The sequence below is a fragment of the Pseudomonas sp. SA233 genome (assembly GCF_054792385.1).
Map to the genome: position 1 here is coordinate 2032771 of NZ_CP096449.1, position 15136 is coordinate 2047906.

14 protein-coding genes are annotated in these 15136 nt (G+C 64.3%); 8 read left to right on the plus strand and 6 right to left on the minus strand.

Annotated features, from left to right (window positions below; translation table 11 throughout):
• The first annotated feature begins 85 nt into the window (after positions 1 to 85).
• Complete coding sequence (locus M1D87_RS09370; protein ID WP_123085833.1) at positions 86 to 1957, plus strand: SurA N-terminal domain-containing protein; 1872 nt, start codon at positions 86 to 88, stop codon at positions 1955 to 1957.
• A 237-nt stretch (positions 1958 to 2194) separates the two neighbouring features.
• On the opposite strand, the gene M1D87_RS09375 is transcribed toward M1D87_RS09370, so the two are convergent.
• The gene (locus M1D87_RS09375) at positions 2195 to 3235 is read right to left on the minus strand and encodes a patatin-like phospholipase family protein (protein ID WP_061551441.1); all 1041 of its coding nucleotides are present in this window, start codon (positions 3233 to 3235) and stop codon (positions 2195 to 2197) included.
• Between the two features lie 178 nt (positions 3236 to 3413).
• Here M1D87_RS09375 and M1D87_RS09380 point away from each other — a divergent pair, with 178 nt between their 5' ends.
• The 3 genes from M1D87_RS09380 to M1D87_RS09390 all read left to right on the plus strand — a co-directional run bounded on the left by M1D87_RS09380 (position 3414) and on the right by M1D87_RS09390 (position 5364).
• Positions 3414 to 3692, plus strand: coding sequence for a hypothetical protein (locus tag M1D87_RS09380; protein ID WP_003259403.1), 279 nt, complete (start codon positions 3414 to 3416; stop codon positions 3690 to 3692).
• 17 nt (positions 3693 to 3709) lie between these two features.
• Positions 3710 to 4489 carry a CHAD domain-containing protein gene (locus tag M1D87_RS09385; protein ID WP_013971887.1) on the plus strand — a complete coding sequence of 260 codons (780 nt, stop codon included), beginning with the start codon at positions 3710 to 3712 and terminating at the stop codon, positions 4487 to 4489.
• 77 nt (positions 4490 to 4566) lie between these two features.
• Complete coding sequence (locus tag M1D87_RS09390; protein ID WP_232881012.1) at positions 4567 to 5364, plus strand: acyl-CoA thioesterase; 798 nt, start codon at positions 4567 to 4569, stop codon at positions 5362 to 5364.
• 136 nt (positions 5365 to 5500) lie between these two features.
• Here the strand turns inward: M1D87_RS09390 and M1D87_RS09395 are convergent, their stop codons facing one another.
• From M1D87_RS09395 to M1D87_RS09405, 3 genes are all read right to left on the minus strand, one after another.
• A complete protein-coding gene (locus tag M1D87_RS09395) occupies positions 5501 to 5869 on the minus strand; it encodes an Mpo1-like protein (RefSeq protein ID WP_039614332.1) in 369 nt (122 codons plus the stop codon).
• A 75-nt stretch (positions 5870 to 5944) separates the two neighbouring features.
• Complete coding sequence (locus M1D87_RS09400; protein ID WP_061551416.1) at positions 5945 to 7423, minus strand: methyl-accepting chemotaxis protein; 1479 nt, start codon at positions 7421 to 7423, stop codon at positions 5945 to 5947.
• A 256-nt stretch (positions 7424 to 7679) separates the two neighbouring features.
• Entirely contained in the window at positions 7680 to 8477 is a 798-nt protein-coding gene (locus M1D87_RS09405; protein WP_123085836.1) for a TatD family hydrolase, read from the minus strand.
• A 155-nt stretch (positions 8478 to 8632) separates the two neighbouring features.
• Between M1D87_RS09405 and M1D87_RS09410 the strand changes: the two genes are divergently transcribed.
• The 4 genes from M1D87_RS09410 to greB all read left to right on the plus strand — a co-directional run bounded on the left by M1D87_RS09410 (position 8633) and on the right by greB (position 11608).
• Complete coding sequence (locus tag M1D87_RS09410; protein WP_123085837.1) at positions 8633 to 10039, plus strand: MltF family protein; 1407 nt, start codon at positions 8633 to 8635, stop codon at positions 10037 to 10039.
• A 114-nt stretch (positions 10040 to 10153) separates the two neighbouring features.
• Positions 10154 to 10591, plus strand: a complete 438-nt coding sequence (locus M1D87_RS09415; protein ID WP_015269705.1) for a DoxX family protein — start codon at positions 10154 to 10156, stop codon at positions 10589 to 10591.
• 223 nt (positions 10592 to 10814) lie between these two features.
• The gene (locus M1D87_RS09420) at positions 10815 to 11123 is read left to right on the plus strand and encodes a hypothetical protein (RefSeq protein ID WP_123085838.1); all 309 of its coding nucleotides are present in this window, start codon (positions 10815 to 10817) and stop codon (positions 11121 to 11123) included.
• A gap of 11 nt (positions 11124 to 11134) precedes the next feature.
• Positions 11135 to 11608: a transcription elongation factor GreB gene (gene greB / locus M1D87_RS09425; RefSeq protein ID WP_123085839.1), complete on the plus strand. Its 474-nt coding sequence runs from the start codon at positions 11135 to 11137 to the stop codon at positions 11606 to 11608.
• A 328-nt stretch (positions 11609 to 11936) separates the two neighbouring features.
• Here the strand turns inward: greB and M1D87_RS09430 are convergent, their stop codons facing one another.
• Together M1D87_RS09430 and M1D87_RS09435 are read right to left on the minus strand one after the other, a co-directional pair.
• Complete coding sequence (locus M1D87_RS09430) at positions 11937 to 14444, minus strand: ABC transporter permease (protein ID WP_123085840.1); 2508 nt, start codon at positions 14442 to 14444, stop codon at positions 11937 to 11939.
• A complete protein-coding gene (locus M1D87_RS09435) occupies positions 14444 to 15127 on the minus strand; it encodes an ABC transporter ATP-binding protein (protein ID WP_003259775.1) in 684 nt (227 codons plus the stop codon). Before M1D87_RS09435 ends, M1D87_RS09430 begins: the two co-directional genes overlap by 1 nt.
• Positions 15128 to 15136: the final 9 nt, after the last annotated feature.

A 15136-nucleotide genomic window follows, 5' to 3' on the forward strand; every position in this document is an offset into this window, starting at 1 on the left:
TCCTCGGATGCGCCTTTCTTTTATCAGGTTTCTACCCACGCTCCGCGGTTGTCGACGCAGTGGTACAACCGTTTCTGGGGGACGCATGCTGCAAAATATCAGGGACAATTCACAAGGTTGGATTGCCAAGACCATCATCGGCCTTATCGTCGTGTTGATGGCGTTGACCGGCTTCGAAGCCATTTTCCAGGCCGCCACCCATAGCCAGGACGCCGCCAAGGTGAACGGCCAGACCATCAGCCAGAACGAGCTGAGCCAGGCGGCCGACATGCAGCGCCGTCAGCTGATGCAACAGTTGGGCAAGGATTTCGACCCGGCGCTGCTGGATGACAAATTGCTGCGCGAAGAGGCACTGAAGGGGCTGATCAGCCGCAAGCTGCTGCTGCAAGGCGCCGAAGATGCCAAATTCGCCTTCTCCGAAGCCGCACTGGATCAGGTGATCCTGCAGACGCCGGAGTTTCAGGTGGACGGCAAATTCAGTGCCGACCGTTTCGACCAGGTCATTCGCCAGATGGGCTATGGCCGCATGCAGTTCCGCGACATGCTCGCCGAGGAAATGCTCATCGGCCAACTGCGCACCGGCTTGGCCGGCAGCAGCTTCGTGACCGACCAGCAGGTCGATGCCTTTGCCCGCCTCGAGAAGCAGACCCGTGACTTCGCTTCCCTGACCTTCAAGGCCGACCCGGCCGCGGTCAAGGTCAGCGATGAAGAAATCAAGGCGCACTACGACCAGCACGCCAAGGAGTTCATGTCGCCAGACCAGGTGGTGATCGACTACATCGAGCTGAAGAAGTCGGTGTTCTTCGACCAGGTCAAGGTGACCGACGAAGAGCTCAAGGCCCAGTACGAGAAGGAAATCGCCAACCTCGCCGAGCAGCGCCATGCCGCGCACATCCTCATCGAGGTCAACGACAAGGTCACCGACGCCCAGGCCAAGGCCCGCGCCGAAGAGATCGAGCAACGCCTGGCCAAGGGCGAAGACTTTGCCGCGCTGGCCAAGGAGTTCTCCCAGGACCCGGGTTCGGCCAATAGCGGCGGTGACCTTGGCTTCGCCGGCCCGGGTGTTTACGACCCGGCGTTCGAGGATGCGCTGTACAAGCTGCAGGACGGCCAGGTCTCGGCGCCGGTTCGCACCGAGTTCGGCTACCACCTGATCAAGCTGCTGGGCGTGCAGGCGCCGGAAGTGCCGAGCTTCGCCAGCCTGAAGGACAAGCTGACCCGTGACCTGAAGATCCCGCTGGTCGAGCAGCGTTACGTAGATGCCAGCAAGCAGCTGCAGGATGCTGCCTACGAGGCTTCGGACCTGGCCCAGCCGGCCCAGGACCTGAACCTGAAGGTGCAAACCTCCGCAGCGTTCGGCCGCGAGGGTGGCGAAGGCATCACTGCCAACCGTTCGGTCGTGCAGGCCGCATTCTCCGAAGAAGTGCTGGAGGAGGGTGCCAACAGCACCGCCATCGAGCTCGACCCGGAAACCACCGTGGTGCTGCGCGTCAAGGAGCACCGCAAGCCTGAGCAGCTGCCGCTGGAAGCCGTGGCCAAGAACATCAGCGAGCACCTGGCCAAGGAGAAGGCAACTGCCGAGCTCAAGGCCAAGGCGGACAAGCTGATTGCCGGCCTGCGTGACGGTTCCATCGCAGCGGGCAGTGTGCACGAAGGGCAGGGCTGGAAGGCCTATGAAGCAGTTACCCGCGGGGAGGACGGTATCGACCCGGCCGAGCTGCAGGCGCTGTTCCGCCTGGGCAAGCCACAGGCCAAGGACAAGCCGGTTTATGGCAGCGTCGTGCTGCGTGACGGTAGCCTGGTGGTACTGCAGCTCAAGGGTGTCAACGAAGGCGCTGCTGCCACCGATGAAGAGAAGCAGCAGATCCGCCGCTACCTCGCGTCGCGTGCTGGCCAGCAGGACTTCGCGGCATACCGCAAGCAGCTGGAAGCCAAGGCGGACATCACCCGTTACTAAGGTGATGGATGCATGAACGAACAGGCCGCCCAGTGCGGCCTGTTTCGTTTCTGATGCTCATCGCCGCGCTTTAGGCCTGTTCGATACCCCTGTAGGAGCAGCCTTGTGCTGCGAAGAGGCCAGCAGGGCAATAGATTCTCTTCGGCCCTGATGGCCTCTTCGCAGCGCAAGGCTGCTCCTACATGTGCTTCGCATGTCTTGACGTCGATGCCGGCAATGAGGCCAGTACAGGCCGTGTTAGCGTTTCACCCCTTCATGGATATCCAGCGTATCCCGCGCAATCTCTCGCCCCAGGGCAATCAGCTCCGGCGCCTTGTAGAACTCGAAAAACCGGCACACTCGTTTGGGCACGTTGATCAGCACATCCGGTGGATAGCCTGCGATCTTGTACTGTGCCAACGAGGTCTGCATGACCTCGAAGCTCTGGTTGATCAAGTCCAGCAGCGAAGCGGGCCCCACGTTGTCGATGATGAACGAGCCGGTCGCAGACTTTGGCGCACCCTCGCGCTCCGGTGCCGCCGCCGGTTGCTGGCCTTCCGGGTTGGCGGCATCGGCCAGCCACGGGTTAGGCGGCGCCAGCCCTTCGGCGACGATTTCCTGCTCGATACGTATCAGCTCCTCCGCCGGCTTGCGCCGGAACGGCAAGCGCGAACCTAGCGAACTGAGTAGCGCATCGAAACGCATCTTGAACGCCGCCGGGCGTTCGATCACCGGTAGCTGGTACTGCTTCTGGTTGGTGGCATTGAGGTTGACCGCGATGATCAGGTCGCAGTGGCTGGACACCACCGGCACGATCGGCAGCGGGTTGAGGATGCCGCCGTCGACCAGCATGCGGTTGCCTTGCATCACCGGGGTGAACAGGCTGGGGATGGCTGCCGAGGCGCGCATGGCCTGGTGCAGGCAGCCCTCCTGGAACCAGATTTCCTGCTGGTTGGTGAGGTCGGCTGCAACCGCGGTGTAGGGGATGCGCAATTCCTCGATGTTGATCTCGCCGACGATCTTGCGGATTTGCCCGAACACCTTGTCGCCGCGAATTGCGCCTAGGCGAAAGCTGACATCGACCAGGCGCAACACATCCAGGTAGTCGAGGCTCTCGATCCAGTTGCGGTAGTCTTCCAGCTTGCCGGCGGCATAGATGCCGCCGATCACCGCACCCATCGAGCAGCCGGCGATACAGGCAATGTCGTAGCCGCGGCGCTCGATTTCCTCGATCACGCCGATGTGTGCATACCCCCGGGCTCCACCCGATCCCAGTACCAGTGCCACGCGTTTGCTCATGAACATTCCCCGGCCAGTGCAACCATGGTCCTACAATGCACCCATCGCCACCTGTGCTTCAATGTGCATCGTGCTGAGCTACTGTAATAAAACTGGCTGGGCCAAGCTGGCTGGGCAGGGCACTTTTCAGCTGCCGGGGCGTCGAACAGCCAATGTTTTTTCCATTGAGGTATTACCGATGAAAGCCTGGATCTGCCTTCCACTGATTGCCTTGGCCCTTGCTGGCTGCGCGGGCAAGACGGCCTACCGCGAGAGTTGCGCAACCCAACTGGATGCCGCCTGGAAGGAGCTGGACCTGGCCAAGGCCGAAGGCTTTGCCGGTGCCGTGAGCTACTCCAAGGCCTTGTCGCTGCTGACCGGTGCCAAGACCCAACAGCAGTTCGAAGGTTATGAAAGCTGTACCAGAAAAGCCGAAAAGGCCCGTTTCTACATTCGTGAGTCTCGCGCCGGGCGCTGACCAAGGAGCGTCTTTCAATGTCTGCCATGCTCGATCATGTGGTTGCCCAGATAGTGGCCTTGCAGGTGCGCCTGCTGGCCTGCCGCGAGCGCCTGGCTGCCGATACCGACAGCGAGGCCTTGCATGACCTGCGCACCACCCTGCGGCGCCTGCGCAGCCTGCTGCGGCCGCTGCGAGGGCTGCCGGGGGTGGAGCAGCTGGAGGAGGCCGCCAGGTCGTTGGGTGCCCTCACCACGCCGTTGCGCGACCGTGAGGTGCTGGCGGCCGAACTGATTGGGCATGGTTTTGCCGAGGCCGGGCAGCGGCGCCTGGAAGGGCGTGCCAGGACATTCGCCAGTGTTGCCGCCAGCCCCGAGCTGACGCGGGTGCTGGCGATTGTCGACGCGTTTCCGCTGTTCATGCGTGCAGCCGGTCGCGAGGGCCTGGTCAAGGCGCTGGAAAAGCGCATCGACAAACGCCTGGGCAAGCAGTGGCGCAAGTTGTACCAGGCGCTGCAGGACCCGGCCCACGACCGCCACCGCCTGCGTTTGCTGATCAAGCGTGCGCGCTATGGCGATGAGGCCTATCCGCAGCTCGACCATGCGGGCAAGCAGTTGCGGCGCTTGCTGAAGCAGGCCCAGGGCGATTTGGGTGACTGGCATGATCGCCTGCAATGGCTGCTGCAGGCGCGCGAGCATGCCGACCTGGCGCCGTGCAGGGTCGCCTGGGAGCAGGAATTGCATGAGGCCGAGCGCCATTCGGATGCGACGCTGGATGCACTGCAGCAGGCGTTGGCGCGGCGAAAGCCCGAAAAATGACCGAAATGCGGGCTGATCGGCATGGGTTTGCTGGCTAGGATGGGCAGACCTTATTCGCAGCAGGCAGGAGCCGGCCAATGAATTTCAACCAACTGCTCGACGCCGTGCGGGCCAACCCCGAAGCTGTATCTGTCCCGCCAAGCTGGGCCCAGGGGCGCGCCGCCTTTGGCGGGCTGATGGCGGCCATGGTGTATGAAGCCATGCGCCAGAAAATCTCCGATGACCGCCCCGTGCGTTCTTTGGCCATCAGCTTTGTGGCGCCAGCCGCGGCAGATGTGCCAATCCGCTTCGATGTAGAGGTGCTGCGTGAAGGCAAGGCTGTCAGCACCTTGCTGGGCCGTGCCGTTCAAGACGGCCAGGTAGTGACGCTGGTGCAGGGCAATTTCGGTGCAGGGCGGCCGTCGGTGGTCGATGTGCCAGCCTTGCCGGCCGAGGAAATGAAAGCGGTCGACGATGCAGCTCCCGAGCTACCCCATATCAAAGGCGTTACTCCGGAGTTCATGCAGCATGTGGCCTTGCGCTGGGCGGTGGGTGGGTTGCCGTTCAGTGGCAATCAGTCGCGGCAAATGGGCGGCTGGGTACGTTTGCGCGGGGTGGCCGAAGAACCGGTCAACGAGGCGCACCTGCTGGCGCTGGTCGATGCCTGGCCGCCAAGCCTGATGCCGTTTCTCAAGCAGCCGGCTGCCGGCAGCACGTTGACCTGGACCATCGAATTCATGCAGCCCAGGGCGCAGCTGTCGACCCTGGACTGGTGCCGTTATTGCGTGGAAACCGAGCATGCGCGGGATGGTTACGGGCACGCGGCCGCTGCGTTGAGGACGGCGCAGGGCGAGTTGCTGGCCTTGAGCCGGCAGACGGTTACCGTGTTTGCCTGACCGAGCCTGGGAGCGCGTTGCGCTCCGATCGCGATACAGGGCCGCTCCCACAGGATCGCGTAAATTTCAGGACATGCGCGGTTCTTGTGGGAGCGGCCTTGCGTCGCGATTGGGCTGCAGAGCAGCCCCAATGGCATCAGCGCCGATGCTTGTGTCGTTCCCGCCAGGCCTTCCACCAGGCCCCGCTCAGCAAGAAGCGCGGAAAGGTGATGAACTGCTCGGTCAGCAGGCGTTGCACGGCATCCTTGCGGTTGGCGAAGGGTTCGGGTTGCTCGGCTTCCAGTCGATGGCCCTGGCGTTGCAGGCCCAGGCCGGCGATCAGCGCAATGATGCCAACGGCAATCTGGCCCAGGTCCAGACCGAACAGGCCGGACAGAATCAGCAACGTGCCAAGGATGAACAAAGGCACGGCGATCAGGTGCAGCACCAGGTTGGCCGGGTGGCGGTGATTGTGGTGGTAGCCGCGCCATTGCCAGGCGGGCAGGTTGGGCAGGCGTTTGCTCATGGGCATTTCCTCTCGGTCATGCCCAAAGCTTAGTGCGCCCCCCAGGCGGGGGCCAATCGAGGCTGGCTATGGTGACTATAGCTTGAGCTGGCCAATGGCCTTGTTCAGTTCACCGGCCAAGGTTGCCAGTTCGCTGCTGGTGGTTGCCGAGCCCACGGTCTGTTGCACGGTCTGTTCGGTGACATCGCGGATACTCACCACGGCGCGGTTCATTTCCTCGGCCACCTGGCTTTGCTGCTCGGCTGCCACGGCAATCTGGGTGTTGCTTTCGCGCATCTGCGCCACGGCACCGGTAATTTCGGCCAGTGCTTCGCCGGCCTCCTGGGCCTGGCGGACGCAGTCGTCGGCCTTGTACGAGCTTTCCTGCATGAACTCCACTGCATCCCGGGTGCCCGACTGCAGGGCCGAAACCATGGTGGTGATCTCGTCGGTGGAGTTTTGCACGCGCTTGGCCAGGTTGCGCACTTCATCGGCCACCACGGCAAAGCCGCGGCCCAGGTCGCCGGCGCGCGCTGCTTCGATGGCGGCATTGAGCGCCAGCAGGTTGGTCTGCTCGGCGATGCTGTGGATCACACTGACCACGCCATTGATCTTCTGACTGTCTTCGGCCAGTTGACGAATCATCTCGGCAGTTTGCTGCACGCCGCTGGACAGCCCGGAGATCGAGTCCTGTACCCGGCTGACCACCTCCTGGCCGCTACCGGCCAGGGCGTCGGCTGTTTGTGACAGGTCACGGGTGGCGCCGGCATGCTGGGCGATGTGGTGCACCGTTGCTGACATTTCGTTGATGGCGGTAGCGGCCTGGTCGGTCTCGCTCTGCTGGCCGAGCATGCCGTGGCGCACGTCGCTCATGCTCGCGGCCAGGCGCGCGGCACCGGAGTCCAGTTGCGCAGCGGTGTGGGCGACAGTACTGACCACGCGGTGGTAGGTCGCCTGCATGGCATTGAAGGCCCCGGCCATCTGGCCGACCTCGTCACCACAGGCCAACGGCACGCGGGCCGACAGGTCGCCGGTCTTTTCCACGTGCAGCATCACATCCTTGAGGGTGTTGAGCTGGCTGAGCAGGAAGCGGATCAGCAACTGCGAGGCGCCGAGCATGGCCAGCATCAGGATCAGTACGCATACCGCGTAGTTGCTGAATCGGTCGAAGAACACCTGACGCAGGCTTGGCGACTGGGCCAGCACGGCCATTTGCTGATCACCGTTGCGCAGTACCTGCGCGCCCTGTAGCGGGTTGTTGCCCAAGAGCCGGGCGGCAGGCAGTTCGACCCAGCCTTGGGCATTGCGCAGGGCCTCCAGGGGTTCGCCCGCGAAGGTGGGCGTTTGCCCGGCTGACCAGCTGATGACGTTGGCCGGGCGGGGCAGCGGCTGGCCGGCCGGCCAGGCAGCAAGCAGTTGCGCCTGCGCGGCCGCCTGGGCCTGCGCGGCCTCGGCGCGGGCGCGTTGCTCCAGATGCACGGCATACAGCACCAGCAGCAAGGTCGTGACAAAGGCCACCGCGTTGACGGCCCAGAACTTGTACTTCAGGGAAACATTACTAAGCCAGGCACCCATGGGCAGGTCTTCTCTGAGTTGAGCGGGAACAATATTGGCAAGGTGCCATCATTGTGCCTGCGCAAGCCAGGGCCTTTCTTGATGTGTATCAAGAAAATTCCGCCGCAAGTTCTGCTGCGCTTTTGTAGGAGCGGCCTTGTGTCGCGATAGGGGTGCGAAGCGCCCCCAGGTTTTCAGCTTCAGCGGATAGATTGCCGGGGCCGCGTTGCGGCCCTTTCGCGACACAAGGCCGCTCCTACAGGAGAACGCGTCGGGTTCAGGGGAGTTGGAAAAACGCCCGCGCCGTTGCCGTGGTATGTGCCGCCGTGTGTTCGGTCGACTCACCCCGGTGCAAGGCCACTTCACGCAACACTTCTGGCAGGAACGCTGGTTCGTTGCGCCCGTTCTTCGGCTTGGGCCGCAGGCTGCGCGGCAGCAGGTAAGGCGCATCGCTCTCCAGCATCAGCCGCCCCTCGTCAATGTTGCCCACCAGCGGATGCAGGTGGGTGCCACGGCGTTCGTCGCAGATCCAGCCGGTAATGCCGATGTGCAGGTCCATGTCCAGGTAGGCGAACAGCGCGTCGCGCTCGCCGGTAAAACAGTGCACTACTGCGCCGGCCAGGTGGTCGCGGTAATCCTTGAGGATCGCCAGCAGGCGTTCGCTGGCGTCGCGTTCGTGCAGGAACACCGGCAGACGCAGCTCGGCAGCCAGTGCCAGTTGTGCCTCCAGGGCTTTTTCCTGCAGCGGGCGAGGGGAGAAGTCCCGGTTGAAGTCCAGGCCGCATTCACCCACGGCGCGTACACGTGGTTCACTCAACAGCTGGCGCAACTGGCGCTCGCTGCCGGCATCCCAGGTTTTGGCATCATGAGGGTGTACGCCTGCCGTGGCGAACAGGTGCGCGCCGCTCGCATCCAGTTGCTGGCACAGCTCCAGCGCCTGTTCGCTGACCGCCAGGCTGGTGCCCGTCAGCACCATTTGCGTGACCCCGGCCTCAAGGGCGCGCTCGACGATTGCCGCCTGCTGGTCGTGGAAACTGCTGTTGGTCAGGTTGACGCCGATATCGATCAGTTGCATGGTGCTACCTCGTGCCGCGGGGCGGCCAGCATAGCAAAAACCTTGTTTTTCTGAAAAAGCCAAGAACTTCATGCTGTTGCCGTGGTCTTTTGCCGTCATTTCTCTTGGCGGCACAACCCACGGATGCCGCCCACCGACAACGGACACGTTTTCGCATGCAGCGATGCTGGCTCATTTTCCTGCTGACGCTTGGGCTGACCCTGACCGGGCCTGCCCATGCGCGCGCGCCCGGGCCGCAGCAGAACATCGCGCCTGCCAAGGTCCGTGACCTGCAACAGATTCGCACCAGCCAGGTGCTGCGGGTGCTGGTCAACCAGAGCCGCAACAGCTCCGGTGAGGTCAAGGGCGAGCCGGTCGGTATTGAATACTACCGCCTGCGTGCCCTGGAGCATTACCTCAATGCCCGCGCCGACGATGGCCAGGAGATCCAGCTAAAGCTGATCCCGCGGGCCAAGGAGCAGTTGCTGGGCGCCCTGGCCCGTGGCGAGGGCGACCTGGCCGCGCCGGGCGAGCTGCTCGACCCCGCCGTGGTGCGCGGGGTCAGCAGCAGCGCACCAGTGCTCGACCAGGTGCCGCTGCTGCTGGTGGGGCGCAAGGGCGAGCGCAGTTTCAGCCATGTCGAGCAGTTGTCCGGGCGTACCGTGGCCCTGACCAGCGCCAGCGCGGCCGGCCCGTTGATCCAGCAGGTGAACCAGCAGCTGGCGCTGCGCAAGCGCGCGCCGATCAAGGTGGAGTGGGTCGACTCGACCTTGGCGGTGGAGGATGTGCTGGAAATGGTCCAGGCCGGCATCTATCACCTGACCGTGGTCGAGCAGCCGATCGCCCGGCGCTGGGCCCGGGTGATGCCGCGCCTGAGGCTGGACAGCCGCGTAAAACTGGGGGCGCCGCAAGCCATGCGTTGGTATGTGGGGCGCGATGCGCCGCAGTTGCTGGCCACGGTCGATCGCTTTCTGCAGGGCTACCGGGCGCCGGACAACCAGGACGCCGCGTTCGAGCGCATCTACCGTCGCCAGTACCGGGTGCACGACCCCTTGGCCCGCAAGAATCGCCAGCGCCTCACCGCGCTGCGGGGGGTGCTGCAGAAGCACGGTGATGCGCAGCAGATAGACTGGCTAAACCTGGCCGCGCTGGCCTTCAAGGAGTCGACGCTTAACCCGGCAGCGCGTGGCACCGGAGGGGCCCATGGCCTGATGCAAATCACCCCTTCGGCGGCGCAGCGCGTGGGTGTGAGCAACACCGCCACGGTGGATGGCAATGTCCAGGCCAGTGCCCGCTACCTGGCGCTGATCCGGCGCAAGTTCTTTGCCAGCGCCAAGATCAACGAGCGCGAGCGCATGGCCTTCGTCCTGGCGGCCTACAACCTGGGGCCCGAGCGGGTCCAGGCCATGCGTGCGGAGGCGCGGCGTCGCGGGCTGAATGGCGACCAGTGGTTCTTCCAGACCGAACGCATCGCCATGGAGCAGGTGGGCATGGGGCCAGTCAACTTCGTCAACAGCGTCAACAAGTACTTTGTAGCGTTCAATCGGGAACGTGCTGCGCTGGAGCGTGTAGCTAAGCGCTGACAAATCGATTTTGTCGATTGTTATGTTGGGTTTTTTGCGATTTTCATATCTATTAGATCGATTATGATGGCGTCCATCCCAACACAACTTTCCTCGCTTCAAGGAGTCTTCGACATGAACAACGCTACCCTCAACGCTCTGTTCTCCACCCGCGCCGGCGCTGGCCTGAGCGTCATCCGTATTCTGGTCGGCATCATCTTCATTGCCCATGGTGCGCAGAAACTGTTCGGCATGTTCGGTGGCTATGGCCTGGAAGGCACCGGCCAGTGGATGGAGAGCATCGGCCTGGCCCCGGGTTACCTGATGGCCCTGCTGTCCGGTAGTGCCGAGTTCTTCGGCGGCCTGGCCCTGGTGATCGGCCTGCTGGCCCGCCCGGCGGCCCTGGTGCTGGCGGTAACCCTGGTGGTGGCGATCCTCTCGGTGCACATCGGCAACGGCCTGTTCATGTCCAACAACGGCTATGAGTTCGGCCTGGCCCTGCTGGCTGGCACCGTCGCGGTGCTGATCGAAGGCGCTGGCCGCTTCTCGCTGGACCGCCTGATCGCCCGCTGATACACCGCAAATGCCAAGATACGAGCCTCAGGCCGATCACTTTCGGCTTGAGGCTTGTATCTTGCCGCTTGTAGCTCTAGCATACCGTCTGCGCCGATTTAAACAGCTACTTGCGGGGCGCAGGAAAGCCCCTCTCCGGGTCATCCGAAATACCGCTAAAGCGCTGGTTCGGTGACGCCTCCCACCGCTGCCCAGCGGGATTCGCGAGGCGGAGAGAAGCTCCATGAGTTGCCCACGTACCAGTGTCTGTTTGAGCCCCTTGCCTGCCAGCCAGGCGTCCCGCACACCGCGCATCCTGCTCGGCGGCCAGCATCAACCCACTCTTTTGCGTCACCTTGAAGGCCTGTCCAGGCGCAAGGGCCAGGCGCGTGCCTTTCTGATCCAGTTCGCCGATACCGGCTGCCACCTCGAGCAGTATGGCAATGACCGTTTCGACCTGGCCGTGATCCAGGCCCCGGCGCCGGACGAGGCCGCCGATATCATCGGCCACCTCACCCGTATCGCGCGCCAAGGCCTGATTACCCGCCGCTGAGGAGCGCGCTGTTGAGTACCAATATCATCACCACGGAAGGCCATGAGACGCTGAAGAAAGAACTGGACCATCTGTGGCGGGTGTACCGCCCGGAGATTACCCAGAAGGTTACCTGGGCGGCCTCGCTGGGCGACCGCAGCGAGAATGCCGACTACCAGTACAACAAGAAGCTGCTGCGCGAGATCGACCGTCGGGTGCGTTACCTGCGCAAGCGTCTTGAGGATGTGAAGGTGGTGGCCTACTCGCCGCAGCAGGAGGGCAAGGTGTTTTTCGGTGCCTGGGTGGAGATCGAGAACGACGACGGCGAGACCATGAAGTTTCGCATTGTCGGGTATGACGAGATCTATGGGCGCAATGACTACATCTCGATCGACTCGCCCATGGCTCGCGCCTTGCTGAAGAAGGAGGAGGGTGATGAGGTGGTGGTGCACACGCCTACCGGTGAAGCGACCTGGTATGTAAACAGCATCAGCTACGGGCAGTGATGTGATGTTGCCTGTTGTGGCCCTATCGCCGGCAAGGCAGCTCCCATAGAACAACACATGACTCATTGGTTCGGCGAGGTTCTGTAGGAGCAGCCTTGTGCTGCGAAGAGGCCGGTACTGACAAAGCCTGTCTGTTGATTGTACCGGCCTCTTCGCAGCACAAGGCTGCTCCTACAAAGGCCGCGTCAGACGAGCGATATTGGTTCTCTGCGCGACAGCGCAGCCCAAAAGGGCTGGGAAATCTCCCACAGGTACTGCACAGGGCTTGAGGTCTGTGCGGTCGAGGTGGGAGCTGGCTTGCCGGCGATAGGGCCCTGACAGGTAAGTCTCACCCTTCCCGCAAGACCGCCAACGGGCTGGCATTCAATGCCCGCCGCGTCCCCAGCACCCCTGCACCACCCACCAGCAGCGCCCCTGCCAGCGGCAACAGCAGCAACCACACATGCGGGCTCCATTGCAGGTCGAAGGCATAGCGGTACAGCACCAAGGTAATCAGCTCACACCCTACCGCCGCCAGCAAGCCGCTGGCCGCACCCAGCAAGCCGAACTCGATCCGCCGCGCCTTGACCAGCAATGGCCGCGCCGCGCCCAGCGCACGCAGCAAGGCGCCCTGGCGGATGCGCTCGTCCAGCGTTGCCTGCAAGCCAGCGAACAGCACCGCCAGCCCGGCTGCCAGCACGAACAGCAACACATACTCGACCGCCAGGGTCACCTGGGCGAGGATGCTGCGCAGCTGATCGAGCAGGGCGTCCACCTGCAGGATGGTCACTGCCGGGAATGCCCGTGACAGCGCCACCACATCCAGGTCATGGCCCGGTGCCAGATAGAAGCTGGTCAGGTAGGTGGTCGGGAGCCCCTGCAGCGTGCCGGGTTGGAAGATCATGTAGAAGTTCGGCTGGAAGCTGTCCCAGTGCACGCTGCGCAGGCTGCTGACCCGTGCCTGGCGTTGCTGGCCGCCGATGTCGAAGGTAAGCAGGTCGCCCAGTTGCAGTTTCAGGCTGTTGGCCAGTTCTGCCTCCACCGACACACCGGGGATTTCATCTTCGGCGGGCAACGCCTGCCACCAGTTGCCGCCTGTCAGTGCGTTGCCTTCGGGCAGCTCGGCTGCCCACGTCAGGCTGAGGTCGCGCTGAACGGCGCGCTCACCTGCCGAGTCCTTGCTGACCACCTGCTGCACCGGTTGCTCGTTGATTTTTACCAGGCGGCCGGGTGTCACCGGGTACAGCGGCGCCGAGGTGGCATTGACCTGCTGCAGGTGTTGGGCGAAGGGCTCACGATCATCCGGCAGGATGTTCAGGGCGAAATGGTTGGGTGCATCCTTGGGCAGCTGCGCTTGCCAGGTGTCGAGCAGTTCTGCGCGCAGCAGCGCGACCAGCGCCATGGCCAGCAGGATCAGGCCGAAGGCCAGGGCCTGGCCGGCAGCGGCCATGGGGTGGCGCAGCAGTTGGCCCAGCCCCAGTCGCCAGGTCAGTGGTGCCCCGGCCAGCAATTGGCGCAGGCTGCGCAAACCGAGCAGCAGCAGGCCGCCGAGCAGCAGCGCGGCGACCAGGCCGCCACCGAGCAGGGCGAAGGTGAGCAGCAGGTCGAGGCTCAGGCGCCACATGATCAGGCCCAGTGCAAACAGGGCCGCACCGTACACCAGCCAGCTGCTGGGCGGTATCGGCAGCAGGTCGCGGCGCAGCACGCGAAGCGGCGGTACCTGGCCCAGCGCGGCAATTGGCGGCAGGGCGAAACCGGCCAGGGCTACCAGCCCGGTAGCGATGCCGGCCAGGGCTGGGACGATGCCGCCTGCAGGCACCACGCTTGGCAACAGGCCATGCAGCAGGCGGAACAGGCCCAGTTGTGCCAGCCAGCCGAGCAGGGCGCCGGCCAGCGCGGCGACCAGGCCGAGCATGGCCAGCTGCAGGCAGTACAGGCCCAGTGCCTGGCGGCGCGAAAGGCCCAGGCAGCGCAGCAGGGCGCTGGCGTCCAGGCGGCGTGCGGCATAGCGGCTGGCCGACAGGGCCACGGCAACGCCTGCCAGCAGCACCGCCACCAGGCTGGCCATGTTCAGGTAGCGCTCGGCCTTGCCCAGCGCGCCGCCGACCTGCTGGTTGCCATCGCGGGTGTCGCGCAGGCGCTGGTTGGCGGCCAGGTCCTTTTTCAGTGCCCCGCGGTACTGGGCCAGCGCTTCGGCATCGCCGCGCCACAGGTCGCGGTAGGTGACCCGGCTGCCCGGCTGGATCACGCCGGTGGCTTGCAGGTCGGCCAGGTTCATCATTACCCGTGGGGTAAGGCTGTAGAAGTTGTTGGCGCGGTCCGGTTCGTAGGTCAGTACGCGGCTCATGCGCAGCGTCTTCATGCCCACGTCGATGCTGTCGCCAACCTTCAGCCCCAATGCCGCCAAAAGGCGTGGTTCGACCCATGCTTCGCCAGGTGCCGGGCCGCCGCCCGGGGTTTCTGTGGCATAGGGCTGCGCAGCACTGCGCACTTGCCCGCGCAATGGGTAGGCACCGTCGGCAGCCTTGACGCTGGACAGCTGGATGCCGTTGTCGCCGCCGACCACGCTGGTGAACTCGACGACCTGGGCGTGGCGCAGACCCAGCGCCTTGCCGGCCTCGATCTGCTGGTCGCGGGCCGGGGCGCTGCCCTGCAGCACCAGGTCGGCACCAAGGAACTCGCTGGCGCGCAGTTGCATGGCGCCGTTGAGGCGGGCACCGAAATAGCCGATGGCAGTGCTGGCCGCGACCGCCACCAGCAGGGCGAAGAACAGCACGCGCACTTCGCTTGCGCGAATGTCGCGCAGCAACTGGCGCAGGGCCAGGCCGCACAGGCGGGACAGCGGCATGTGGGTCATCAGGCCTCCGCCGGGGCCACCAGGCGGCCCGCATCCAGGCGAATCTGGCGGCGGCAGCGCCGGGCCAGGCGTTCGTCATGGGTAACCAGCACCAGGGTGGTGCCGCGCTCCTTGTTCAGTTCGAACAGCAAGTCGCTGATGCGTTCGCCGGTGTGGCTGTCGAGATTGCCGGTGGGTTCGTCGGCAAACAGCACTGCCGGTTGCGCGGCGAAGGCGCGGGCGATGGCCACCCGTTGTTGTTCGCCGCCCGAAAGCTGGCGCGGAGTGTGGCTAAGGCGCTTGCCCAGACCGACCCGTTCGAGCAGGGTGCGCGCGTGTTCGCGGGCATCGCGGCGGCCATCCAGCTCCAGCGGCAGCATGACGTTCTCCAGGGCATTGAGGCTGTCGAGCAACTGGAACGACTGGAACACGAAACCCACATGTTCGGCGCGCACCCGCGCGCGCTGGTCTTCATCCAGTGGCCCCAGGTCGTGGCCAGCAAGGATGACCTTGCCGGCACTGGGCTGGTCGAGGCCGGCGAGCAGGCCAAGCAGGGTCGACTTGCCCGAACCCGAGGCGCCGACAATGGCCAGGCTGTCGCCTTGGGCCAGGTCGAGGGACAGGGCGTGCAGGATGGTCAGGTCACCTTCCGCGCTGGGGACCACTTTGCTAAGGTTCTGCGCAACGAGAATGCTGGGGCCCATGGAGAATCC

What these genes read in the sequence shown, in the direction of transcription:
- M1D87_RS09420 (WP_123085838.1), top strand. Translation starts at nt 10,815, where the DNA reads ATGAGTTGCCCACGTACCAGTGTCTGTTTGAGCCCCTTGCCTGCCAGC.
- M1D87_RS09410 (WP_123085837.1), top strand. Translation starts at nt 8,633, where the DNA reads ATGCAGCGATGCTGGCTCATTTTCCTGCTGACGCTTGGGCTGACCCTG.
- M1D87_RS09435 (WP_003259775.1), bottom strand. Translation starts at nt 15,127, where the DNA reads ATGGGCCCCAGCATTCTCGTTGCGCAGAACCTTAGCAAAGTGGTCCCC.
- M1D87_RS09375 (WP_061551441.1), bottom strand. Translation starts at nt 3,235, where the DNA reads ATGAGCAAACGCGTGGCACTGGTACTGGGATCGGGTGGAGCCCGGGGG.
- M1D87_RS09380 (WP_003259403.1), top strand. Translation starts at nt 3,414, where the DNA reads ATGAAAGCCTGGATCTGCCTTCCACTGATTGCCTTGGCCCTTGCTGGC.
- M1D87_RS09415 (WP_015269705.1), top strand. Translation starts at nt 10,154, where the DNA reads ATGAACAACGCTACCCTCAACGCTCTGTTCTCCACCCGCGCCGGCGCT.
- M1D87_RS09405 (WP_123085836.1), bottom strand. Translation starts at nt 8,477, where the DNA reads ATGCAACTGATCGATATCGGCGTCAACCTGACCAACAGCAGTTTCCAC.
- M1D87_RS09390 (WP_232881012.1), top strand. Translation starts at nt 4,567, where the DNA reads ATGAATTTCAACCAACTGCTCGACGCCGTGCGGGCCAACCCCGAAGCT.
- M1D87_RS09370 (WP_123085833.1), top strand. Translation starts at nt 86, where the DNA reads ATGCTGCAAAATATCAGGGACAATTCACAAGGTTGGATTGCCAAGACC.
- M1D87_RS09385 (WP_013971887.1), top strand. Translation starts at nt 3,710, where the DNA reads ATGTCTGCCATGCTCGATCATGTGGTTGCCCAGATAGTGGCCTTGCAG.
- M1D87_RS09400 (WP_061551416.1), bottom strand. Translation starts at nt 7,423, where the DNA reads ATGGGTGCCTGGCTTAGTAATGTTTCCCTGAAGTACAAGTTCTGGGCC.
- M1D87_RS09395 (WP_039614332.1), bottom strand. Translation starts at nt 5,869, where the DNA reads ATGAGCAAACGCCTGCCCAACCTGCCCGCCTGGCAATGGCGCGGCTAC.
- M1D87_RS09430 (WP_123085840.1), bottom strand. Translation starts at nt 14,444, where the DNA reads ATGACCCACATGCCGCTGTCCCGCCTGTGCGGCCTGGCCCTGCGCCAG.